The following is a 22,481-nucleotide window of genomic DNA, read 5'->3' as shown; positions in this document are numbered from 1 at the left end:
CAGTCCATACACACAATTGGGGAGGACCTATGTATCGCGTCGCACGATTTGCCTTGTTGAGCGTGGTGGTGGCCTTGAGCGCCGCCTGTGCGGTCCAGCACCCTGGTCCGCAGAGTTCGGAGCCGATTCCGACCGTTCCGGGAGGCTCTGCCAACCCGCAGCCGACCCCCCAGCCGGGCACGCCTCGCACCACGCCACAGACCCCGCCGTCGATACCCATACCGTCCGGCCCGAAAACCTCTGCCAACTTCGCGCCGCCGCCGGGTGGCAACAGTCACTGGGATGCCAAGCTCGGGGTGCATGTACTGGACAACGTGCCCAACACTTTCTACCGCCAACGCACCTACTACCGCTGGAACAACGGTTGGACCTGGGCCACCTCGCCAGCCGGCCCATGGCAGCAAACCGACGCCAGCGGCGTACCACCGGGGTTGAGCAAACAGTTCGGGAATTGAGCGGATCTGCAGGATTGTGCTTCTGCGGAAGGTGGGCAGGGGCTTGTTGCGGCGTCAAGTGGCGTTGCTGTGTGGGATGACGCTTGACCCACTTGTAACTCGGGTTTCATCCGGGGTGCAAAAGTCGTTGAATTGTCACCTCGATCCGCTTGGTTTACTCGGCATTATTTTTCGGTTGCATCGGGTTATGTTCAGCATCTTTTCTTATCCCCCACCGATGGTATTCAGGTTTTAGGCAGCGTTCGGGGATCACATCTCGCTCGACAGACAAAAACGGCGACCTTCTTTAGGTCGCCGTTTTTTGTCTGGCCCAGTCCGCTTATTTGGCCGGATAGATCTGGTCGAACACCCCGCCATCATTGAAGTGGGTCTTCTGCACGGTGCGCCAGTCGCCGAAGGTTTTCTCCACGTCGAGGAAGTCGACTTTCGGAAAACGGTCGGTGTATTTGGCCAAAACCGCGGGGTCACGAGGACGCAGGTAGTTGTCCGCAGCGATCTGCTGACCCTTCGGAGACCACAGGTATTTGAGGTACTCCTCAGCGGCGGCGCGGGTGCCTTTTTTGTCGACGACTTTATCGACCACGCTCACCGGCGGCTCGGCTTCGGCGGATACGCTGGGGTAGACGACTTCGAACTGATCGCGGCCAAACTCGCGGGCAATCATTTCGGCTTCATTTTCGAAGGTCACCAGTACATCACCGATGTGGTTGGTCATGAACGTCGTGGTCGCGCCGCGGCCACCGGTATCGAGCACCGGCACATGGCTGAACAGCTCACCGACGAACTTTTTCGCCGCTGCTTCGTCACCGCCATTTTTCAGCGTATAGCCCCACGCAGAGAGATAGGTGTAGCGTCCGTTGCCCGAGGTTTTCGGATTGGGCACGATCACTTCCACGCCATCTTTGACCAGATCGTTCCAGTCTTTCAGCGCCTTGGGGTTGCCCTTGCGCACGATGAACACCGTGGCCGAGGTAAACGGCGCGCTGTTGTTCGGCAGACGGGTGACCCAGTTATCCGGCACCAGTTTGCCGTTATCGGCCAGGGCGTTGATGTCGGTGGCCATGTTCATGGTGATGACGTCCGCCTGCAGGCCATCGATGACCGCACGCGCCTGTTTGCTTGAGCCGCCGAAGGACATCTGCAGCGTGACATCTTCCTGATGCTCGGCTTTCCAGTGTTCCTGGAAGGCAACGTTGTAGTCCCGGTAGAAGTCGCGCATGACGTCATACGAGACGTTGAGCAATTGAGGCGCGGCATGGGCGGCGCTGCCGAAGGCCAGTCCGGCAGCCAGCAGGGAAGCGGCGAAAAGTTTGTTCACTGCGAAATTCCTTTGTCGTGTGTGGAATTGTTCTTATGAATAAAAAGCTGGCTAATGGCCGCGACTATATCGAAAACCCCCTGCGGCCCATAGATTAAAAACGTCTGTGCTTATGTTTTTCCAGAGGGCGTGGATGCAGGAATCGAGTCAACCTTAGGGAACAGCGCGTTGCCGCACCTCGAGCAGAATGCGGCGCTGTGCTCGTGGCTGTCCTTGGCGCATACCGGGCAATGGTGCTCCAACTGACCGCCGCGCATGGCATTGGCCAGCTCCGCAGTAAAAATGCCAGTGGGAACGGCGATGATCGAGTAACCGGTAATCATCACCAGTGAGGAAAGTATCTGGCCGACGGGAGTCTTCGGCACGATATCGCCGAAACCGACGGTGGTCAGCGTGACGATTGCCCAATAGATGCCTTTCGGAATGCTGGTAAAGCCGTGCTGCGGGCCTTCGACGACATACATCAGCGTGCCGAACACCGTCACCAGGGTGGACACCGTGACCAGAAAGACGATGATCTTCTGCTTGCTGCCTTGCAGGGCCGCCAGCAGGTAATTGGCCTGTTTCAGATATGGGCTCAGCTTGAGCACGCGGAAGATTCGCAGCATCCGCACCACACGTACGATCAACAGGTACTGCGCATCGCTGTAATAGATCGCCAGGATCCCCGGCACGATGGCCAGCAGGTCAATCAGCCCATAGAAACTGAACGCGTATTTCAGCGGTTTCGGTGAGCAGTACAGGCGCAGGATGTATTCGACGGCGAAGATGAAGGTAAGGCCCCACTCGATCCAGGCAAACAGATCGGCGTACTGGCGATGCACCGACTCGATACTGTCGATGATTGCCACCAGCAGGCTGCAGAGAATGATCACCAGCAGGATCTTGTCGAAGCGTCGGCCGGGTTTGGTGTCACTTTGGAAAATGATAATGCGCAGCTGTTCGCGCCAGCGGGTGTTGCTGTCCATGAGGCAGTTCCGATTGCAAGGTCGCCAGAGCCTGTGACAAACCGCTCAGGAGCGCAACCGTTGATCGTCGATTGTCTGCTGCCACAGGCGGGCGCTAGCCTGCACCAGCCAACACGCGAGGATGAAGGGGGCGGTCAGGGTGGCCAGGCCCAGGCTTAAGAATCCTGGTTGAAGCAATATGGCGAGGATAATGGCGACGCCTGGCATCCAGGGCCTGTCACGCGTCTGACTGAAGGCCAACGCCGCTAGCGTCGGGTTGTAGCCGCAAAGACCCAGCACAGTGAAATCGCTCTGCTGCTGGGACAGCGCAAAGACGACGCCGCTGGTGCAACCCAGGACCGCCCAAAGCGCAGCACGGCGATTGGCGATCAGCAGACCAACGCCGATCAACGCTCCCGCCAGCGGATGGTCCAGCAGAAACACCTGGCCCAGACCCAGCGGCAGCGCGTGAAGCAAGTTCGAATCGGCAAGTTGCGGAGCGGGCAACGGTTCGGTGAAGACTAGCAATATCCAGCTGAACAGCACGAAGGGCGCGGTGTAGGCTTTCAGCGACGATGCTCGTGGGGCGAATTGCTGCCAGGCGTGAATCAGCATGGCACTGAGGCCGCCGCAGGCGATGATCAGCAGCGGTACCAAGGGCGAGGATTCGAACCGGTAACAGATCAGCAGCCCAAGCAGCACGCCGTTATAGCTGTAGATCCCCGACTGTCGCTCGGCCTTGGCATAGCCGCGACGCTGCGCAGTGAGCAGTCCCGCGACCGCACCCAGCAAGGCGCCACCGAGGGAGGAGGGGGCACTGACGAGAATCGCCAGCAGGCAAAGCAGGCCACAGGCAGGGCTGCGTTGCAGCAGCACCTGGCTGAAGCCGTTGAGCAGGGCTTCAGCCCAATCGGGGCAATGGGAGGAGGTATGATTCAGGATGTGCATGTGTGTATTCAATATTGTTATTTATTGTATACATAATGGCTTTGCACTCTAGGTTAATCAAGATCCTGAATGATCGTTTCCCGGGAAAAGCGCGCTCCTGCAGATGTTCGGTGGGTCGGACGTAGCTGCCTTGGATCACGCACCGTCTTCCTGCTGTCGTAAGCAGCCACGTCTCCCACAGCAACTGCGCACGACCGCAGATGTCCGCGCTCATAACGCCAGGCGGCTTTCTTCACACCCGGAACTGCCTCAACAACGTACTCAACTGCTCACTCAACCCTTTGAGTTGCGCACTGGCGGCGCTGGATTGTTCGGCTGCCACCGCTGTGCTCTGTGATAACTGCGCGGCCTGAGTGACGTTCTGATTGATGTCCTCAACGACATGGGATTGTTGCAGAGTGGCACTGGCGATGGATGCATTCAGCCCGTTGAGATTGCGCAATGCCTGACTGATGGAGGTCAGGCTCTTGCCAGCCAGATTCGCTTGCTCGATGGTCAGTTGCGAGGCGCGGCTGCTGTCGCCGATGACCTTCACCGCCGCATCGGAATGGGCTTGCAGGCGTTCGATCATCGTCTGAATTTCGGCGGTGGACTTTTGCGTACGCTGTGCGAGCAGCCTGACTTCGTCGGCCACCACCGCAAAGCCGCGCCCCTGATCCCCCGCCCGCGCGGCTTCGATGGCGGCGTTCAAGGCCAACAGGTTGGTTTGCTCGGCAATCGAACTGATCACCTCCAGCACCCCGCCAATCTGCGTGCTTTCACTTGCCAGGGTACGGATCACCTCCACGGCCTGATCGATGGTGCCTGACAGATGATCGATCTGCTTCAGGCTGCTGTCGATATTGGCCTGCCCCTGCTGCGCCTGGGACTCGGCGTTGCGCATCTCGCTGGCCGCATGCTCGGCATTCTTGGCCACATCCTGTACGCCGTACGTCACCTCGTTGACGGCGGTCGCCACCTGCTCCATCTGCAATGACTGCTGCTGGCTGCGTTCCTGGGCTTGCAGCGCATTGCTGCCCAGCTCGCTGGACGCTTGGCCCAGGCCGATCGCCGACCGTTGCAACTCGGTGACCACCCCACGCAGCTTGGTGGTGAACGTGTTGAAATGGGTAGCCAACTGGGTGATTTCGTCGCGGCCTTGGGTTTGCAGGCTTCGGGTCAGATCGCTTTCGCCACTGGCGATATTGGCCATTGCCTCGACGGTCGCATTCAGCGGGCCGGCGATGCTGCGTCCAATGACCGTCAGCAAGATCGCCATCAACACAATGATGCCAAGGCTGATCGACGCTGCCCTCATCACCTGCTGCCGAAACTCGGCCTGCACGTCGTCCACGTACACGCCCGAACCGATCACCCAGCCCCAGGGCGTAAACAGCGAAACGTAAGAGGTTTTCGGCACGGCGTCGCTGGCGCCAGGTTTTGGCCAGCGGTAGCTGACCAGCCCTGCGCCCTTGGCTTTGGCCACCGCGACGATTTCATTGAAAACCTGGAAGCCGTCGGGGTCCTTGATACCTGACAGGTCCTGACCCACCAGCTTGGGATTGGCCGGGTGCATGATCATCACCGGACGCAGGTCGTTGATCCAGAAGTAGTCAGTCTTGTTGTACCGCAGGCCGCCAATAGCATCCATCGCCTGTTGCTGGGCCTGCTCGCGGGTCAGGGTGCCGGCGCTTTCCAGGCCGTGGTAGTAGTCGAGCAGGCCGCTGGCGGTCTGTACCACGTGCATGGTCTTCTGTGCCTTGGCTTCGTAAAGGTCGTCATGAACCTGCCTAAGCATGGCTGCGGCCAACGTAAACAACATCAACACAGCGACGATGAGGATCAGCCACAGACGCCGACTGATCGAGAGGTTGCGCATAGTCATACCGTCACTCCGTTAGTTGTTCTTGTTTTGCGCGAGTCGTTTCCATTTGCGACTCGCGTGCCGGCAAATCTGCTGCGGTCTTTGAACGCCCAAGCAGGTCCGTCTACAGCATCTCGGCGCTGCTCGACCAAACCTGAGAGCGCTGTCCACATTTATCCACGCAGCCGCGGATTGCCTTATGTGCCCTCGTGCGATCGAAAAAATGACGTCATTTTTTTAACGTTTGTAGCCAAAGGCTTACACGAAGTGGAGATTTTTGCTCTATGTTGGATCCCATCAGCGCGATATATTGGATCCATCAACTGCAGCAACGGACCGCTGCAGGATCAGGGACGATCGACCGTTGCCAAGGTACTGGCGGCCAACAGGAAGTTGGACGGTGTTGCACAAACCCGCTTCGGCGGGTTTTTTATTGCCTGCAAAAAGGCCCATTCTCCCTGCCGCGCTTTGCACCGTGTTGCAGCGTCCTCAACAGCAACCCCAAGGCTTACGAGCCGTACCGTGCCCGTGCATCAGGCGAACCCCTATTCTTACGCTGTCGCGCATTTCCGCTGTTTAACAACCGTTTAAACCAAAACTTATCGCGAAATGGAATTTCCTGCGCCGTCGCCGCTCACATTACCGACAACACCCGAGTCCAGGACAGGGCCGGCCGGGCAGGCAATGGGAAGAATTATCGTGGAAGCAGCGCAAATGGCAGCAAACGTGGAACAAAAAGGGCTGATTCTGGTGGTTGAGGATGAGTCGATCATCCGGGATTTCGTTTGCGAGATTCTTGGTGACGAGGGCTTTTCGACTCATGCGCTCGAAAACGCCGACGAGGCCGAACTTTATCTCAAGGCAAACGCTGACGGCGTATCGCTTCTGCTGACCGACATCTTGATGCCGGGTAGCAAGAACGGTGCAGAGTTAGCCAATCTTTCAGCCGAAAACTGGCCGCAGATTCCGATTCTGATCATGTCGGGTCACGAAACGCCGGAGAGTTCGGGCGTCACGCATCCGGTGACGTTCATTCGCAAGCCTTGGAGCTTTGGGCAACTGCTCGACGGCGTCGATCAGGCACTGGAGTCCGTCAAGACCTCTTGACCGTCAGGGTCGATGGTCCGGCTCGCACCCTTTGAGAACCAGACGAATGATGGTCCGGGCGGCGGCTTCATAGTCGGATTCTTCCAGCTTGGCTTTGCCGGTGACCGTGGAAATCTGCCAGTCGAAATCGGCGTAGGTTTGGGTCGCGGCCCAGATACTGAACATCAGGTGGTGAGGATCGAGCGGCGCGATCAGCCCGTCGTCGATCCAGCCCTGTATGCATTCGATGTTATGGCGGGCCTGGCCATTGAGCTGTTCAACCTGCTCGGGCGTCAGGTGCGGGGCGCCGTGCATGATTTCGCTGGCGAACACTTTGGAGGCGAAGGGCAGGTCGCGCGAAATGCGGATCTTGGAGCGGATGTAGCTGCTCAATACCTCGGCTGGAACCCCTTGGCGATTGAATGGCGTCGATGCCTGCATAATCGGCTCGATGATGCTTTCGAGCACCTCTCGGTACAGGTTTTCCTTGGATTTGAAGTAGTAATACACGTTGGGCTTGGGCACACCGGCCTTGGCGGCGATATCGCTGGTCTTGCTAGCGGCGAACCCCTTGTCGGCGAATTCTTCACTGGCTGCGCGCAGGATCAGTTCTTTGTTGCGCTCGCGGATACTGCTCATAAAGCGGAATTTCCTTGCCTGCTCGGCGGTGGCGAATGTTAGCACCGGCCTTGCGACAGTCTCAAGATTGCTGCACAGCCGCGGCGTGGCCTCCAGTGACACAGGTGCTATTGTGAGCCGGTGGTAGCGTGAGCGGGAAATACGAGGCGCCTTTTTCAAGGCCTGGATGGGTATTCGGTGGCGAGGTGTCGGTTTATGAACAGCCCTTTGTTTTCCAGCGTGGTCGCCTATGCCCAGCACTGTGAGCGGCAACTGGTGGAAATTCTTCATCGCCGGCCGACGCTGGATCGCCAGCAGGTCATGAGCTGGGTCGACGAGCAAAGTCACGCAATGAAAGACCGTGATCCTCTGGATCTGCTGCGCACCCTTAATGCACGGGTCCGAGCGGGCAAGCCCATGCCTTGGGAACGACAGTAGCTCCGATTTCATTAAAGGCGGCTCTGCAATACGGCTCGCCGGCGGCAGGTCTATTAAAGGCGCCGCCGGCCAGCCGTTTTGCGACAGGGTTGTCGGCGGCGCGAAAAAATTAGCGGCAGCGCCGCTGCTGATCAGAAGAACACTTTGACCAACAAACTCGCCGTATTCTGGTCCGTGTCGAAGTAGCGCGAGTCTTCGATCCCGTATTTGTTGGTCCAGTAGTCGTATTCGATGCCCACGTACAGCTGGCGGTCTGGCAGGCTCAGCGCCTTACCCAGGTCATATTTGATCTGCGGATTAAAATGCAGGTTGGAGTGGTAGTCGCCCTTGGTGTTGGACTGCTTGTTGTCCACCACCCAGTCCATATAACCGTCGATCAGGATGTCGGATTTGCCCACGGGAATGGTGTAGGACCAGACCGGGGTGATCTGCCAGGCACCGTAACCAGCGCGATGACCGTCGTTATAGCGCTTGTAGAAGTTGAGCTGAAAATAGTCGAAGCCCGGGATATTCAAGTCGAAACCCGGACCGATCAGATAGGATTCGACATCGCCTTCGCCAAACTCGTAAGTACCCGCCAGTAATACGTCTTTGATGGGGCCAAGTTCAAACTTCTGGTCGAAGATTTTGCCCAGCGAGAGGCGAGGGGAGAATTCGCCATACAGCGTGTTATTACCTACGCCCGGGTCTTTTTTACCGTTGTAAAAGATGTTGTCGACAAACAGGAAGTTGTCGCCGTATTTCCAGCCATCAGCATGTTCGAAAGTAAATGTCTGCTGAATCTCAGGGTTCACGGCAAAGTCTTTACCGTAAAGATACGTCAGGCTGTTGCTCTGCCACTGCAGCAGATCGCCGGACATGGCCGGAGCGGCGGCAAGCAGGCTGCCTGCGGCCATCAGGCTGGAAAGTGTGCGGTTCATGCAAATACTCCCTAAGGTAAAAGTCGATGTTGCCCGGTGATCGACGCTCTGTTTCGGCGTCTTGTTATTGGCTGAGTAACTTGTCTGATTGGTCAGCTTTATGTGGATAGCAAGAGCTGCGCCAACACCCTGAAAAAAGGCACAAAAGTCTCGTCCGCTGTTTGAAAAACAGCCGATTGGGTGATTTTTTGATGCCTTGCCGCGAGTGCAGTCACCGATCGGTTAGTTGTCCGGTCAGTCAGATAACTGTGCAGTAGTGTTTAGGCCCTGTTTTTACGTGCAGTCAGGCGGCGGCGGAGGATACTGACTCGTGCAGCCGCACTCAAGTGCTCTGCCAGAGAGCACATCAGTCAAAAACAGGGCACTGGCGTTAGTGCGAGTGCAGCGGCCCCGCCATGGAAGCCCGCTCAGCACCGCCGAGCACGTTGAACAGCAGGTTCAGTAACACGGCGCTCAAGGTTGCCATAGCGATGCCGCTGTGGGTGATCGGCCCCATCCAGTGGGGCAACTGGCTGAAGAACTCCGGTCGCACCACAGGGATCAGGCCCATGCCGACGCTGACGGCCACCAGCAGTTGGTTGCGACGGTCCGAAATGTCAGCCTCCTGGAGGATCTTGATCCCGGTGGCGGCGACCATGCCGAACATGGCAATGGCTGCGCCGCCCAGTACTGCCGGCGGAATTGATGCCACCAGGTAGGCCGCCTTCGGCAGCAGGCTGAGCACGATCAGGAATCCACCGGCAACGATGGTCACCGAGCGGCACCGAACGCCCGTCATTTGCACCAAGCCGATATTTTGGGCGAACGAGGAGTGGGTAAAGGTGTTCAGAAACCCGGCCAGGAACGAGGCAGCGGCGTCGCACAGCAGACCGCGGCGGAGCATGCCCGGGGTGACTTCGCGATCAGTGATCTTGCCCAGGGCGAGAAACATTCCGGTGGACTCGACGAAGATGATCACCACCACCAGGCACATCGACAGAATCGGCGCCAGGCTGAATTGCGGCATGCCGAAATGCAGCGGCGTGACCACTTTTATCCAGTCGGCCTGGGCCAGACCGCTGAGGTCGACCATGCCGATGAAGCCGGAAAGGATATAGCCCAGGCCCATACCGATCAGCACCGAGATGTTCACCCAGAAGCCATGCATGAAGCGGTTGATCAGCAGGATGGTAAGCAGGACCAGCGCGGCAACGCCCAGGTACAGCGTGTCACCGAAGATGACCGCCTTGCTGCCGCCGCCCGCCCAGTTCACCGCAACGGGGAATAGCGACAAGCCAATGGAGGTGATAACTGTGCCGGTCACCAATGGCGGAAAGAAGCGCACGATTTTCGACATGAACGGCGCGACCAGCATGCCGAAGAACCCCGCGGCGATGGTGGCGCCAAAGATGCCCGGTAAGCCCACGCCAGGCATGCCCGCCATGGCGACCATGCTGCCGACTGCGGCGAAGCTGGCCCCCATCATGATCGGCATGCGGATGCCCAGCGGGCCGACGCCCAGGGACTGGACGACGGTGGCGATGCCAGCCACCAGCAGGTCGGCGTTGATCAGAAAGGCGATTTCTTCACGGGAAAGACCGGCGGCCTGGCCGATGATCAGCGGCACCGCAACGGCACCCCCATACATCAACAGGACGTGTTGCAGGCCCACCAGAATCAATTGCATCAGTGGCAGGGGCTGTCTTGGTGGCGCAGCAGGGATGCGCGCGTGAGTTGACTCGGACATGCAACACCTCATTTGTTATTATTTTTGAGTGCGCCCGGTGCGGCTGGGCGGTGAAACGTTTGGCACGATGAAGCGCGATTCCTGCGGGTGCATGACGCGCCTGCAGGATTTGCGTTGACCCGAGCGGGTCGCTGCCTTAGTTCGTATGGGCCCCCTTGTCGATCCACTGCCCCAACAGGTCACGTTCCTGCTGGGTCATCTGGGTGATGTTGCCCAGTGGCATGATCTGCGCGGTCACCGCCTGAGCCTGGATGCGCGGGGCCAGTTGCTGGATCTGCTGCGGCGTGTCGAACATGATCCCGGCCGGTGCAGTGCTGAACAGCGGGCTGGTCGGTTTGGCCGAATGACAGACTGCGCAGCGTTCCTGAATCACACTGTGCACTTTCTCGAAATCCACGCCACCGCTGTTGCTGGCCTGCACGGGCGCGGGGGCCGATGCCGGGACGGCTTCTGGCTTGGGCTCGTCGGCACGGTGACCGCCGATCGCCGTCGCTGGCAGAGGCTGGTATTCGATCTTCGCTGCGTCCGGACCACGGGGCATCTGAGCAGGGCCGGTCACGTACGCCAGGCAGATCATCCCTAATGCGCCAACCGGCAATGCCCAGGCGAACCTGTGGCTGTTGTGACGAGTGTTGAAGTAGTGGCGCACCAGCACCGCACACACTGCAATACCGGCCAGGATCAGCCAGTTGTACTGGCTGCCGTAGGTGCTCGGGAAGTGGTTGCTGATCATGATGAACAGCACGGGTAGGGTGAAGTAGTTGTTGTGGCGCGAACGCAGCAGGCCCTTGGCCGGCAGCGTCGGGTCCGGGGTGCGGTTCTCGGCGATGGCGGCGACCAGTGCCCGCTGCGCCGGCATGATGATGCGGAACACGTTGCCCACCATGATCGTGCCGATGATCGCACCGGTATGCAGGTACGCACCGCGCCCGCTGAATACCTGACTGAAGCCATAGCAGGCGCCAATGACCAGCACGAACAGCACCAGGCCCAACAGCCCGGGACGCTTGCCCAGCGGCGAGTCGCACAGCACGTCGTAGATGAACCAGCTGGCGATCAACGCGCCGACGCCAATGGCGATGCCTTCGCCGCCGCTCAGGGTGCTGCCGGGGGCCAGCAGATAGAGGGTTGGGTTGGAATAGAACACGATGCACAGCAGCACGATGCCCGACATCCAGGTCCAGTAGGCTTCCCATTTGAACCAGTGCAGGTTGTCCGGCATGGTCGGCGGGGCCAGCTTGTATTTTTCCAGGTGATAAATACCGCCGCCGTGGATCGCCCACAGATCGCCCGACAGTCCGTCACGGGGTTTGGCGCGGTTGAGATTGTTTTCCAGCCAGACGAAGTAAAAGGAAGCGCCGATCCAGGCGATCCCGACGATCATGTGAATCCAGCGCACGCCCAGATTCAGCCATTCCATCAGATGTGCTGCCACAGTCTTTACCGTTAGTCTTCTGCTACTTAACGAGCAGTCAGACCCTTCTTATTGGTGGGGATCGAGAATCATTTTCTGACTCTCTTCGAAGAAATGCTCATCGCAGTTATTGCCGTTGCCACTGCGATCAACCACCAGGAAGTCATCCCGCTTTTCGATCGTCAGCACCGGGTGGTGCCAGACGCCGCGATGGTAATTAACACCCTGCCTGCCATTGGTAAGGAAGGCGCGGGTCAGCTCCGGTACAGGCACATCGCCAAATGGCGCGACCACGACCAGAAAAGGGTTGCCGAGCAGCGGAATGAACGCCTGACTGCCCAGCGGATGGCGCTCCAGCATGCTGATGGTCAACGGCATGTCCTGCGCGTCGGCGCGGAAAATGCTGATGATCGCCTTGTCTTCCGGCGTCGCCGTTGCTACCTCGGCCAAACGATGGAAGCGCATGGTCGAGCCGTTGTTGATCATGAAATGATCGCTACCATCGGTTTCGATGACGTCACCGAAAGGGGCGAAGGCTGCTTTGGTCAATGGCTCGATAATCAATGTGCGCATGCAGGTTCTTCTGTTCTCGGGTTCAAGATAAATGTGCGTTTAGCGCGGTACCTGTCGATCGTTCCCGCGCTCAGCGTGGGAACGCCTCTTTGGTCGCTACGCGTGCGCCGTACACGCACGCCCGGCGTCCGACGGGCCGTTACCAAGCAGAGCGTGGGAACGATGCTCCACCTTACTTCGCCACCTTGCCCAACACCCGCAGCCGGCTCACACCACCGTCCGGGAACACGTTCAGACGAATGTGGGTGATCGGGCCGAGCGTTTTGATCTGTTCGACGAAGGTGTGCTCAGCGTGCATTTCCAGCTTCTGGCTTGGCAGCAGTTCGCGCCAGAACAGGCTCTGGGTTTCAATCTGGCTGTCGGTGCCGCCTTTGACGAAGGCGCCCTGGATCGAGCAGCTGTCCGGGTAATTGCCTTTGAAGTGCAAGGTGTCGACGGTGATCTGTTCGACTTCACCGGCATGCCCCAAAGCCACGATCACCCAGTCGTTGCCCGGCGTGCGACGCCGCGCCGTTTCCCAGCCATCGCCCATGTTCACGCCACGGCCAGGATTGAGGATGTTGCTCATGCGGCCGAAATGCTCGTCGGAGCAGGCCAGGGCGCGACCGCCATTGAGTGCTGCCGCCAGGTCCACCTGTTCGTTGTCGCCCACTGCCAACCAATCGCGATGAGGCACGCCGTACACCCGTAGACGCGCCACGCCGCCATCGGGGTAAATATTGAAACGCAAGTGGCTGTACGCCTTGGCGTCGCTGATCTCGTGATAGTGGTGACTGTCGCCTTTCAGCTCCACGGCCGGCAGCACTTCAGTCCAGACGGTGTTTGCATCCGGCTCGCCCGACGCCAGGAAGCAGGCTTCCAATGAGGCTGATGGCGGGTAGTTACCGGTGAAGTACGAGGTGTCGATGTCCACGCCCTTGATGGAGCCTGCCACGCCCAGGCGGATGACGGCGCTGTCGTAACCTTCGAAACGCTTGCGGCGCGATTCCCAGCCGTCCATCCATTTGCCGTTGTCGTCGAACACGCCCTCTTTCCACACCGCAGGGGTTGGCTGGAACAGGCGGTTGGCGTCGGCGAACCAATCGTCGGTCACGGACAGGATTTTGGTGCCCAGCCGGGCATCGGCCAGGTTGACGAATTTTTCGAAGGGTACGGCGTAAGCTTTCATTCTTTTTGTCTGCCTTTGGTAATGGGCGTGGGGATGGTCAGGGCTCAAAGCGCCTGCAAGCGGAACATCGCGATCTTGTTGATCTCGGCCAGGGCGCAGGCGAACTCGGTTTGCACCGGGTTGTGAATGCGCGTCTCGAACGCCGCGAGGATCTGATGCCGGTTGCTGCCTTTTACCGCCATGATGAAGGGGAACGCGAACTTGGCCTTATAGGCGTCGTTCAGCTCGGTGAAGCGTGCAAACTCCTCAGCCGTGCATTGGTGGATACCGGCGCCAGCCTGTTCGTGGGTGCTGGCTTCGGTCAGTTGACCTTGCACGGCAGCTTTGCCGGCAAGATCCGGGTGAGCGTTGATCAAGGCCAGTTGCCTGGCATGATCGGCGCTCAACAGGATGTCGCTCATACGCGCATGCAGCACCTGGACGTCGTCGATATCGCTGCCCAAGCCCAGGTCGTAAGCCTTTTCGGCGACCCAGGGCGAATGCTCGTAGATGTCGGCGAAGGCTTTAACAAAGTCTTCGCGGCTCAAGGATGAAGGGGTCAGCGTCTGAAAGCGGCTCACTGCGCGTCTCCTTTCAGAGGGTTGCCCTTGAACGGATGGACGTCGTGCCAATGGCGGGCGATTTCCACGCGACGGGCGAACCACACCTGCTCATGGCCTTTGACGTATTCAAGGAAGCGTTGCAGCGAGGCCAGACGGGCAGGGCGTCCGATCAGTCGGCAGTGCAGGCCGATGGAGAGCATCTTCGGCGCCTCGGCGCCTTCGGCGTACAGCACGTCGAAAGCGTCCTTTAGGTAATCGAAGAAGTCGTCGCCCTTGTTGAACCCCTGCACCTGAGTGAAGCGCATGTCGTTGGTGTCCAGGGTGTAAGGGATCACCAGGTGCGGCTTGCCGGTAGGGTTGCTCGGCTCCCAGTAGGGCAGGTCGTCGTCATAGGTGTCGCAGTCATAGAGAAAGCCGCCTTCCTCCATCACCAGGCGGCGGGTATTCGGCCCGGTACGACCGGTGTACCAACCCAGCGGACGTTCGCCGGTAAGTTCGGTGAGGATGCGGATCGCTTCGAGCATGTGCTCGCGCTCCTGCGCCTCGTCCATGTTCTGGTAATCGATCCAGCGGTAGCCGTGGCTGCAGATCTCATGACCGGCCTGGACCATCGCACGGATCACGTCTGGATGACGCTGGGCGGCCATGGCCACGGCAAAGATGGTCAGCGGGATGTCGAACTGTTTGAACAGTTTGAGGATGCGCCACACGCCGGCGCGGCTGCCGTATTCGTAAAGCGATTCCATGCTCATGTTGCGCTGCCCCTGAAGCGGTTGGGCCGCGACCATTTCGGAGAGGAACGCTTCGGATTCCTTGTCGCCATGCAGGATGTTGCGCTCGCCGCCTTCTTCGTAATTGAGTACGAACGACAGCGCGATACGAGCATTGCCTGGCCAGTGGGGATGGGGCGGGTTACTGCCGTAACCGATCAGGTCGCGTGGATAGTCGGCGCTCACTGCAATCTTCCTTATCTACGTGTTGTCTGTGGCGGTGGCCGTCATGGATCAGGCATCGAGGCGTGATCGCATTGCTGGGGAACGCACCGTCGCTGCGATGGATAGATTGTATACAAGTTTATTTGCGATTTGTAAGTCTGTTTTTTGCTTTTCTCATCTCTTGGATGACTGCAAGATACTTGCCCAACTGGTCAGGATCTGCGGAATAATTGCAATGCAATCCTCGAGCGCCGGGAAATCTGGACTTTCTTTGCGAGCCTGCTTTCGGTGACCAAAAATGCCGTTTTTATTGTGTACAATTTTATTAGAAAATGTCTTAATCGCTCATCGCGCGCTTTTCCGTGGCGTGAAAAGCACTGAAAGAGTGCGCTTACCCCATCCAACGATTGAAAGAGGCACTGACACGCCATGGGACGACTGACCACACACGTACTGGACTCCGCGCACGGCTGTCCCGGCAGCGCAATCCGCGTCGCGCTGTATCGGGTCGAGGGCGAACGCCTGGAGAAAATCGCTGAGGCATTGACCAATAGCGATGGCCGCTGCGATGCCCCCTTGCTGCAGGGTGATGCGTATCGTTCCGGGGTCTACCAACTGCAGTTCAGCGCTGGCGATTATTTCCGTACCAAGGGCGTGCCCCTAGGCAATCATGCATTTCTTGATGAGGTGGTGCTGCGCTTCGGCATCGACGCCAGCCAGGATCATTACCATGTGCCGCTGCTGATATCGCCATACAGCTACTCCACTTATCGCGGCAGCTAGGCCCGGCGTTTTCCGTTTCATCGTCCTGCCCCCCCGTTTCTCTTGCCCGCCCCACACTGCGGGCTTTTTTTCGTCCGATATATATGTAGGCCATTTGGCGGCGTGGCATGTGAACACTCCAGTGTTCCTCAGCATTCTGGAGAATTCCCATGACCACCATTGCCGTGCAGCCCCTGGACCTGTTGCCAGCGGACGAAGCCGACGACCAGCCGCTTCAGGAACTGATTGCTCCCATGCCGCCTTGGCTGAGCAACGTCGAACAACCCGTGCGCGATGAATATTGCCGTCGACTCATCGATTATCACGCCAGTGCCGAAGCCCTCGAAAGCCACCTTGAGCAGGTGCTGCCCTCTTTCGAGGATTTCATTCGAGAGACGGTGGCGGCGCGGCTCAAGGAGGATCTGCGCATTGATCTCGACCCGGACACGGCCTTCGTCGATCTGCCGGCCAGCGTGTGGCGCGACTACCGCATCGACCCTCAATTCGCCCGGGTCACCCACTACCAGGCGCCTTGGGTCGCGAGCAGCGAACGCGAGCAGATGAGCCTGTCTGAACTGGCGCGGCGAAACTTCGCGGCCGACGACGAGCAGATGGCACGGCGGCTGGATTTTGTGCAGATCCATGACGCTCCGGCCCTGACCGGGGTGTGGCTGCACGCCGTCATTCCTCAACTCGACGTGACCCAGCGCTATCGTAACCGACTCAGGCAGGTATTCCGGGTGGACCCGGCGGTAACAGAGCAAGACCGGCACGAAGTCGAGCGCCTGCTGCAACCCTACGCGCGCAAGATCGAGCTGGAAGCATTCTGCGAACGCGCCCGCAAACGTCTGAGCGAGGAGGGTTATCAGTTGCTGCAACTGGCAGCGCAGGCGCGTTGTACAGCCGAAACCGACGCCGTGGACCTGGAAATGAACTGGCTGCAGTTCAAGCCGGGCACTGCGGTCAGCGGAGAGCACGACAGCCACACGCTCGCCGGCCTGTGCATGATTCGCCATCAGCATTCGGGCCACACGGTCATTTACCTGCCTGACGCCCCAGCGGATGTCCCGATCATCGAGGCCAATGACCCGCTGTTGGCCAGGTCGCGGCTGATCCAGCATTTGCTCAGCAAACCTGCGTTGGTCAATTACCTCGCTGAGCGCACGCTCGACCCACAGCGCGTTGCCAGCCACGGCAGTTACATCAATCAGGCACTGGCTCGCGGGTTCGACGGCTTTATTCAGTTCGTGCCTGCGCTCGATCTGCAAATCGCCGCGCAGCAGTTGCATGCCCGCGCCTTGATGCATCAGCGCATGACCCGCGTCAGTGCGCGCAGCCGATTCGACATTCAGACAGAGCGCAATTGGGAGCGTAGCGAAGCGTGCCTGGGGTATTTGAAAGCGTGGCTGAGCCTGCTACCTGGCATCGGCACACTGCTCAGCGTCCAGGACGGCTGGCTAAGTGGGCATGAGGCGGCCAAATCCCTTGGCGAAGGGCGCTTGAATGACGGCATGCTGGCCTTGGGCGGGACCGCCTTGAGCGTGCTGGATGTGGTGTTTTCGGTGGTACCGGGCGCCACCGGTATTTTCGTGCTGGCGCGAATGGCGCGTCGCGGCGCGCGCCTTCGTGCGGCGTCTTCAGGGCTTCGCCAACACGTACTCAAACCCTTCGATGGTTACGAAGTGCCGACCTCCCTGAGCACCGCGGTGCCGCAAACCGGTCGTGATCTGGGCACGCGCCTCAAGGACGGCCAGCTGTGGATCGAGCGCGAAGGGCGGGCGTATGCAGTCTATCGGCGTAATGGCGAGCAGACGCTGCGCCTGAGGAAAACCCCGCTGCAGAGCTACGAACCGCCCGTGCGTTTCGAGAATGGCGCCTGGGTGTATCACTGCGACGTTGGTCTTAAGGGCGGGGTGCGCTCCACTATCGCTGAAACGCTCATCGCCAGAGCCCACGATGATCCGGCTTTTACTCATCGACAGGCCCGCGAGTTGCTCGATCGTTACGAATTCCCGGCGGATCAGCAACGCCGTTTGGAACTGGACCTTGCCGTTCACTACCAGAAGCACAAGGTGATTCCCCATTGGGCCGAGGCGTACAGACGCGTTGAACCCCTGCCAGCGCCGCAACCGGGCACCACGCTCAAGCGCAAGGATCCTCCTTCTCCAGCCGCTCAGGGGTTATCATCGGGACAGCCCGGCCCATCCACATTGTCTGCCGTGCCCCCGGGTGTCGAGCATTGGAAACGCTGGGGCCGACCGCTGGATGAGGCGACGGCGCTGCAACAGATCGAAGTCCAGCCGCCGGTCTTGCGCTTGCTCGGTGAACCGGGCAGCGCCGGCTTCGTCAGGATCGACGGCTCGCGGTATGACATCCTGCCCCGCGGCGCGAGTCAGCATCCTTCGATCGTTTTTTTGAAGAACCCGGCGCCGCTGGAGGACGGTTATTCCGGCCTCAACCAGGTGATCCGCCGTGACCGCTTCGAGCAGCCCTGCATGGCGTCTTACCAGAACGGACAGTGGACGGTGCATGGACCGCTGTTCAGGTTGCCGATCCGAGACCTGCTGGAAGAAGCACGACCGGGTCTGACTCCGGCGAGCTACCGGATTCTTGCCGAAAAAATCTTTGACGCTGCCGATCAGACTCACACCGGGCTCACGGCAACCCGGTTGATTAACATCAAGGCGACGCTCAACGCGTGGAAAAAAGGGCAGCGTGCACCTCTGCCCGGGCTTGACGATCCATTGCTGATGCTTGAAGGCTCGCGCATGACCTCCACCGACACGGTCATGCCTCGTCTATGGATCAGTTACGGACCCTCGTCGCGTGAATGCACACGGCTGGATTTTCTGGTCACAGAGCCCTCCCTGGCCCGGCTCCTGGAGACCGTGAGCGGTGGCATGCAGTCGGGCATGTCGGCGAAAAGCGCCATGCGTGAGTTCATGTCGGCACTGCTGAACCACGCAGGGTATCAATTGATCTCGGCGAACGAAGCAGTGTTGAAGGTACGCTCGATTCTGCTGTTTCGCCGCCCTGGCCAGGAGCAGCTCTACCTGCTGAAAACGCGACTGACTTCTGCGCCGCAGCTCGAGTTTCGTCGCACCGATGTGGCGAGCGCCATTGCCTTTTCCAATCGATGGATCGACGAGTGGGCGGCTGCCTGGCCCCGCGACACCGCGCTAAAGACGCTGGTCGAAGCGCGGGATCAGGGGCGGCTGGTCAAACTGGTCGGCGGCGTGAGGATCGGTGGCCGCCTGGGCTCGGGGCCTCAAGTGTTCGTTCAGCGTCTGGTGACTGATGACTGACCGGCAAGCTGCGACGGTAATGAACGGCCTGCGTGCGCGATACATCAGTGACTGAGCAGCGCTGCGGTGCCCGCGCCGCCGAACAATCCGGCACTGATACGGTTAAACCAGCTCTGGCCCTTGCCGGTGCGCAGATAGCGTGCGGCGCCTTGGGCGCTCAAGCCGTAGAACAGCTTGCAGGCCAGATCCAGCAGGGTCCAGGTGATGATCATGGTGATCAACTGGCCCGCAAACGGCTGGTCGGGCTTGAGGAACTGCGGCAGGAAAGCCGCGAAGAACAGGATGTCCTTCGGATTGCTGGCGCCCAGCACGAAAGCGCGGCCGAACAGCGCAGCAAACGCCGGTCTACTCATGGCCGCGGGGACTTGCGATCCGGTGGCAGGCTGGCGCGATTGCTTCCAGCTCTGCCACGCCAGGTAGAACAGGTACAGGCCGCCCACGATCTTCAGCGCGCTGAATAACTGCTCCGAAGCCATCAACAACGCACCCAGGCCCAAGGCCGAAGCGCTGAGCAGGCAAATCGACGCACAGACCCCGCCAAGGAAGGCCGGGTACGAGCGCAGCAAGCCGTAATTCAGGCTGTTGCCAATCATCAGCAACGACAGCGGGCCCGGGATCAGAATCACCACCAGTGCAGCGCCGCTGAACAGCAGCCAGGTTTCCAGCGTCATTCGGGTTCTCCTTAATATGAACATTGCCCCGATCCGACAGGGTGTGCGGCGTATCCGGGATTGGCACCCAGGTTCGGTATTGCAGCGAATCTACAAAAACACAAACTTGGCAATGAAGATCGCGCACAACGCCCATAGGCTCACCGAGATTTCCTTATGGCGCCCGGTACAGGCCTTCAACACCACATAGGTGATAAAACCCAGCGCAATGCCGTCAGCCACCGAGAACGTCAGCGGCATCATGATCGCGGTGACGATTGCCGGAATCGCGTCGGTGGCCTCGTCCCATTCGATATGAGCCATCCCGCCCATCATCAGCATGGCCACGTATATCAACGCACCGGCGGTGGCATAGGCCGGAATCATGCCCGCCAGTGGGGCGAAGAACATCGCGGCGACGAACAGTACGCCGACGGTCACGGCGGTCAGCCCGGTGCGGCCACCGGCCGCTACGCCCGAAGCACTTTCCACATAGCTGGTCACGGGAGGCACACCGACCATCGCCCCGAACACGCTCGACGCACTGTCGGCCTTGAGCGCGCGGGACAGGTTTTCGATACGACCGTCTTCATTCACCAGTCCGGCTCGTTGCGCCACCCCCATCAACGTGCCCGCCGTGTCGAACATGTGCACGAACAGAAACGCGAGCACCACGCTGATCATGCTGACGTTGAACACACCGGCGATGTCCATCGCCATCCAGGTCGGTGCCAGGCTTGGCGGGGCAGACCAGATGCCGTTGTAATGCACCAGGCCCAGACCCCAACCGGCCAGGGTCACGACGATGATGCTGATCAGGATCGCGCCGAATACCCGGTGGTAACTGAGCACCGCGATCATCAAAAAGCAGATCGCCGCCAGCAGCGGGCCAGGCTCACGCAGCGAGCCGAGCTTGATCAGCGTCGTCGGGCTGTCGACCACGATGCCTGCGGTTTTCAGACCGATCAGCCCGAGAAACAGGCCGACCCCCGCACCCATCGCAAAACGCAGGCTTACCGGAATGCTGTTGAGCAACCACTCGCGAATCCTGGAAAGCGTCAGAACCATAAAGATCAGCCCCGAGATAAACACCGCGCCCAGCGCCGTCTGCCAGCTGTAGCCCATGGTACCGACCACGGTATAGGTGAAGAACGCGTTGAGTCCCATGCCCGGCGCCAGGCCCACCGGCCAGTTGGCATACAGCCCCATCAACAGGCACCCCAGCGCGGCAGCGATACAGGTGGCGACGAACGCGGCGCCGTGATCGATGCCGGCGTCGGCCATGATGTTGGGGTTGACGAAAATGATGTACGCCATGGTGATAAAGGTCGTCAGCCCTGCCAGCAGTTCAGTCCGGACGCTCGTGCCATGCAGGCTCAGTTTAAAGATGCGTTCAAGCAAGCCTTTACTTGTTGGGGTGATATTCAACGCAGCGGCTTCGGTTTTGCGACTTTCCACAATGGAATCCTCGGAACGTTCTTATTGTTTTTCAGAGCCGGGACCTGCTCCGTGAGGTGAATCGACCGTCGGCCTTTTGTTGACTGAAAGGTCAGAAACGTGCACGGATGAATTATGCTTTTGTATACAAGAATTGCAAATAATGTTTTTGATTTTGTGACGGTTATTTTTCCGATTGTATTCATGAAGGCTCGCCCGGCAGAAAAGTGTTCAGACCCCGCACTCTGTGTACAATGCGCCATTACGCTTACTGTGACTTCGCACTGATATCTGCTATTGCTTTGTTCATCAGCAGTCACGGTTACGGCCTCCGGGCCGCATTCAGTCTTACGAGTGCCCATGAACGATCAGTTGCAACCTCTCAAAAAACAGCCGCGCGCCGCCAAGACTGGCCGCAGCGGCACCCAGGACGATATCGTCTACGCGCACATTTTCGAGGCGATCCTGGAACAACGACTGGCTCCCGGTACCAAGCTTTCCGAAGAGGCCCTGGGCGAGATTTTCGGCGTCAGTCGCACCATCATCCGCCGCGCATTGTCGCGTCTGGCCCATGAAGGCGTGGTGCTGTTGCGGCCAAATCGCGGGGCAGTGGTCGCCAGCCCCAGCGTTGAAGAAGCCCGTCAGGTGTTCTTCGCCCGACGCATGGTCGAGAAGGCCATCACTGAACTGGCCGTTGAGCACGCCACTGTCGAACAGCTCAACGAGCTGCGCAAAATGGTCAGCGACGAGCGTGACAGCTTTTCCAGAGGAGATCGGGGCGCAGGCATTCGGCTGTCCGGCGAGTTTCACCTGAAGCTGGCCGAAGCGGCAAAGAATGCCCCGCTGATCAGCTTCCAGCGCAGCCTGGTGTCGCAGACTTCATTGATCATCGCTCAGTACGAGAGCGGTAATCGCTCGCACTGTTCCTACGACGAACACACCCGGCTGATCGACGCCATCGAAGCTCGTGATGTAACGTTGGCGGTGCACCTGATGATGCATCACATGGACCACATCGATAGCAAACTCAACCTTGACGAAGACAGCGCATCCGACGATTTGCACGCGGTGTTCTCGCACTTGATGCTGCCCAAGAAAAAGCCAGGGCGCAGCACGACGGTTTGATCGGGTAGTCGCTGCATCTATCGTTCCCACGCTCTCGTCGGTTTTGGACGCGCAGCGTCCGGGTATGCGTTCCCCGGAGCGTGGGAACGATCGGTCATCCGTAAAGCCCGCCGATGCTTCGTGTCTGACGCCACCGCGCAGGCTGAGTCTACTGCCGGTGCCCGGCAGATCGCTGGCAAGCCAGGCTCCTACGGCCTGCGGCCAGAAGCGCATAACATCGCTCGGCGAATGGCTTATCACTCCATGAGCAATGATCGTTCCCACGCTCTGC

At 59.4% G+C, this 22,481-nt stretch carries 20 protein-coding genes; 6 read left to right on the top strand and 14 right to left on the bottom strand.

All coding sequences use genetic code 11. From position 1 onward, the window contains the following. Positions 1 to 29: 29 nt before the first annotated feature. Positions 30 to 455 carry a hypothetical protein gene (locus B3I26_RS16845; RefSeq protein ID WP_296259205.1) on the top strand — a complete coding sequence of 142 codons (426 nt, stop codon included), beginning with the start codon at positions 30 to 32 and terminating at the stop codon, positions 453 to 455. Between the two features lie 319 nt (positions 456 to 774). On the opposite strand, the gene B3I26_RS16840 is transcribed toward B3I26_RS16845, so the two are convergent. The 4 genes from B3I26_RS16840 to B3I26_RS16825 form a co-directional block, all read right to left on the bottom strand. Continuing rightward, positions 775 to 1,773: a sulfate ABC transporter substrate-binding protein gene (locus B3I26_RS16840; protein ID WP_296259203.1), complete on the bottom strand. Its 999-nt coding sequence runs from the start codon at positions 1,771 to 1,773 to the stop codon at positions 775 to 777. Positions 1,774 to 1,883: 110 nt separating this feature from the next. After that, the gene (locus B3I26_RS16835) at positions 1,884 to 2,741 is read right to left on the bottom strand and encodes an ion transporter (protein ID WP_296259202.1); all 858 of its coding nucleotides are present in this window, start codon (positions 2,739 to 2,741) and stop codon (positions 1,884 to 1,886) included. 45 nt (positions 2,742 to 2,786) lie between these two features. After that, positions 2,787 to 3,668: an urea transporter gene (locus B3I26_RS16830; RefSeq protein WP_296259201.1), complete on the bottom strand. Its 882-nt coding sequence runs from the start codon at positions 3,666 to 3,668 to the stop codon at positions 2,787 to 2,789. Positions 3,669 to 3,900: 232 nt separating this feature from the next. Further along, the gene (locus B3I26_RS16825; RefSeq protein ID WP_296259200.1) at positions 3,901 to 5,532 is read right to left on the bottom strand and encodes a methyl-accepting chemotaxis protein; all 1,632 of its coding nucleotides are present in this window, start codon (positions 5,530 to 5,532) and stop codon (positions 3,901 to 3,903) included. A 693-nt stretch (positions 5,533 to 6,225) separates the two neighbouring features. On the opposite strand from B3I26_RS16825, the gene B3I26_RS16820 reads away from it, so the two are divergent. Next, positions 6,226 to 6,618 carry a response regulator gene (locus B3I26_RS16820; RefSeq protein WP_296259248.1) on the top strand — a complete coding sequence of 131 codons (393 nt, stop codon included), beginning with the start codon at positions 6,226 to 6,228 and terminating at the stop codon, positions 6,616 to 6,618. A 3-nt stretch (positions 6,619 to 6,621) separates the two neighbouring features. Here the strand turns inward: B3I26_RS16820 and B3I26_RS16815 are convergent, their stop codons facing one another. Then, complete coding sequence (locus tag B3I26_RS16815) at positions 6,622 to 7,236, bottom strand: TetR/AcrR family transcriptional regulator (RefSeq protein ID WP_296259198.1); 615 nt, start codon at positions 7,234 to 7,236, stop codon at positions 6,622 to 6,624. Positions 7,237 to 7,431: 195 nt separating this feature from the next. On the opposite strand from B3I26_RS16815, the gene B3I26_RS16810 reads away from it, so the two are divergent. After that, positions 7,432 to 7,653 (top strand): hypothetical protein, encoded by a 222-nt coding sequence (locus tag B3I26_RS16810; protein ID WP_296259196.1) that lies wholly within the window; start codon positions 7,432 to 7,434, stop codon positions 7,651 to 7,653. A 131-nt stretch (positions 7,654 to 7,784) separates the two neighbouring features. Here the strand turns inward: B3I26_RS16810 and B3I26_RS16805 are convergent, their stop codons facing one another. From B3I26_RS16805 to puuE, 7 genes are all read right to left on the bottom strand, one after another. Further along, entirely contained in the window at positions 7,785 to 8,573 is a 789-nt protein-coding gene (locus B3I26_RS16805; protein WP_296259195.1) for an outer membrane protein OmpK, read from the bottom strand. 370 nt (positions 8,574 to 8,943) lie between these two features. Then, positions 8,944 to 10,299, bottom strand: coding sequence for a nucleobase:cation symporter-2 family protein (locus tag B3I26_RS16800; protein WP_296259194.1), 1,356 nt, complete (start codon positions 10,297 to 10,299; stop codon positions 8,944 to 8,946). Positions 10,300 to 10,435: 136 nt separating this feature from the next. Continuing rightward, complete coding sequence (locus B3I26_RS16795; RefSeq protein WP_296259192.1) at positions 10,436 to 11,734, bottom strand: urate hydroxylase PuuD; 1,299 nt, start codon at positions 11,732 to 11,734, stop codon at positions 10,436 to 10,438. Between the two features lie 48 nt (positions 11,735 to 11,782). Further along, positions 11,783 to 12,286, bottom strand: a complete 504-nt coding sequence (locus tag B3I26_RS16790; protein WP_296259191.1) for an ureidoglycolate lyase — start codon at positions 12,284 to 12,286, stop codon at positions 11,783 to 11,785. 172 nt (positions 12,287 to 12,458) lie between these two features. After that, positions 12,459 to 13,454, bottom strand: a complete 996-nt coding sequence (alc, locus tag B3I26_RS16785; protein WP_296259190.1) for an allantoicase — start codon at positions 13,452 to 13,454, stop codon at positions 12,459 to 12,461. 44 nt (positions 13,455 to 13,498) lie between these two features. After that, the gene (gene uraD, locus B3I26_RS16780) at positions 13,499 to 14,014 is read right to left on the bottom strand and encodes a 2-oxo-4-hydroxy-4-carboxy-5-ureidoimidazoline decarboxylase (protein ID WP_296259188.1); all 516 of its coding nucleotides are present in this window, start codon (positions 14,012 to 14,014) and stop codon (positions 13,499 to 13,501) included. Continuing rightward, positions 14,011 to 14,952, bottom strand: coding sequence for an allantoinase PuuE (puuE, locus tag B3I26_RS16775; protein WP_296259187.1), 942 nt, complete (start codon positions 14,950 to 14,952; stop codon positions 14,011 to 14,013). The genes uraD and puuE overlap by 4 nt, the downstream gene beginning before the upstream one ends. A gap of 408 nt (positions 14,953 to 15,360) precedes the next feature. On the opposite strand from puuE, the gene uraH reads away from it, so the two are divergent. Both uraH and B3I26_RS16765 read left to right on the top strand, forming a co-directional pair. After that, positions 15,361 to 15,714, top strand: coding sequence for a hydroxyisourate hydrolase (uraH, locus tag B3I26_RS16770; protein ID WP_296259186.1), 354 nt, complete (start codon positions 15,361 to 15,363; stop codon positions 15,712 to 15,714). Positions 15,715 to 15,863: 149 nt separating this feature from the next. After that, a complete protein-coding gene (locus B3I26_RS16765; RefSeq protein ID WP_296259185.1) occupies positions 15,864 to 18,998 on the top strand; it encodes a dermonecrotic toxin domain-containing protein in 3,135 nt (1,044 codons plus the stop codon). Positions 18,999 to 19,042: 44 nt separating this feature from the next. Here the strand turns inward: B3I26_RS16765 and B3I26_RS16760 are convergent, their stop codons facing one another. Together B3I26_RS16760 and B3I26_RS16755 are read right to left on the bottom strand one after the other, a co-directional pair. Then, positions 19,043 to 19,669, bottom strand: coding sequence for a LysE family translocator (locus B3I26_RS16760; RefSeq protein WP_296259184.1), 627 nt, complete (start codon positions 19,667 to 19,669; stop codon positions 19,043 to 19,045). Between the two features lie 90 nt (positions 19,670 to 19,759). Then, the gene (locus tag B3I26_RS16755; RefSeq protein WP_296259182.1) at positions 19,760 to 21,106 is read right to left on the bottom strand and encodes an NCS2 family permease; all 1,347 of its coding nucleotides are present in this window, start codon (positions 21,104 to 21,106) and stop codon (positions 19,760 to 19,762) included. 339 nt (positions 21,107 to 21,445) lie between these two features. On the opposite strand from B3I26_RS16755, the gene B3I26_RS16750 reads away from it, so the two are divergent. Continuing rightward, positions 21,446 to 22,210, top strand: a complete 765-nt coding sequence (locus B3I26_RS16750; RefSeq protein WP_296259180.1) for a GntR family transcriptional regulator — start codon at positions 21,446 to 21,448, stop codon at positions 22,208 to 22,210. Positions 22,211 to 22,481: the final 271 nt, after the last annotated feature.

The organism is Pseudomonas sp. UBA5706, from assembly GCF_002419965.1.
Taxonomy (GTDB): domain Bacteria; phylum Pseudomonadota; class Gammaproteobacteria; order Pseudomonadales; family Pseudomonadaceae; genus Aquipseudomonas.
The sequence above is the reverse complement of the archived record's forward strand: the minus strand, read 5'-3'. Positions and strand labels throughout refer to the sequence as shown.

Coding starts and splice junctions, on each gene's coding strand:
- alc (WP_296259190.1), bottom strand. CDS start 13,454: ATGAAAGCTTACGCCGTACCCTTCGAAAAATTCGTCAACCTGGCCGAT.
- B3I26_RS16750 (WP_296259180.1), top strand. CDS start 21,446: ATGAACGATCAGTTGCAACCTCTCAAAAAACAGCCGCGCGCCGCCAAG.
- B3I26_RS16800 (WP_296259194.1), bottom strand. CDS start 10,299: ATGTCCGAGTCAACTCACGCGCGCATCCCTGCTGCGCCACCAAGACAG.
- B3I26_RS16820 (WP_296259248.1), top strand. CDS start 6,226: ATGGCAGCAAACGTGGAACAAAAAGGGCTGATTCTGGTGGTTGAGGAT.
- B3I26_RS16760 (WP_296259184.1), bottom strand. CDS start 19,669: ATGACGCTGGAAACCTGGCTGCTGTTCAGCGGCGCTGCACTGGTGGTG.
- B3I26_RS16810 (WP_296259196.1), top strand. CDS start 7,432: ATGAACAGCCCTTTGTTTTCCAGCGTGGTCGCCTATGCCCAGCACTGT.
- B3I26_RS16845 (WP_296259205.1), top strand. CDS start 30: ATGTATCGCGTCGCACGATTTGCCTTGTTGAGCGTGGTGGTGGCCTTG.
- B3I26_RS16790 (WP_296259191.1), bottom strand. CDS start 12,286: ATGCGCACATTGATTATCGAGCCATTGACCAAAGCAGCCTTCGCCCCT.
- B3I26_RS16765 (WP_296259185.1), top strand. CDS start 15,864: ATGACCACCATTGCCGTGCAGCCCCTGGACCTGTTGCCAGCGGACGAA.
- B3I26_RS16815 (WP_296259198.1), bottom strand. CDS start 7,236: ATGAGCAGTATCCGCGAGCGCAACAAAGAACTGATCCTGCGCGCAGCC.
- B3I26_RS16830 (WP_296259201.1), bottom strand. CDS start 3,668: ATGCACATCCTGAATCATACCTCCTCCCATTGCCCCGATTGGGCTGAA.
- B3I26_RS16835 (WP_296259202.1), bottom strand. CDS start 2,741: ATGGACAGCAACACCCGCTGGCGCGAACAGCTGCGCATTATCATTTTC.
- B3I26_RS16825 (WP_296259200.1), bottom strand. CDS start 5,532: ATGACTATGCGCAACCTCTCGATCAGTCGGCGTCTGTGGCTGATCCTC.
- B3I26_RS16805 (WP_296259195.1), bottom strand. CDS start 8,573: ATGAACCGCACACTTTCCAGCCTGATGGCCGCAGGCAGCCTGCTTGCC.
- uraH (WP_296259186.1), top strand. CDS start 15,361: ATGGGACGACTGACCACACACGTACTGGACTCCGCGCACGGCTGTCCC.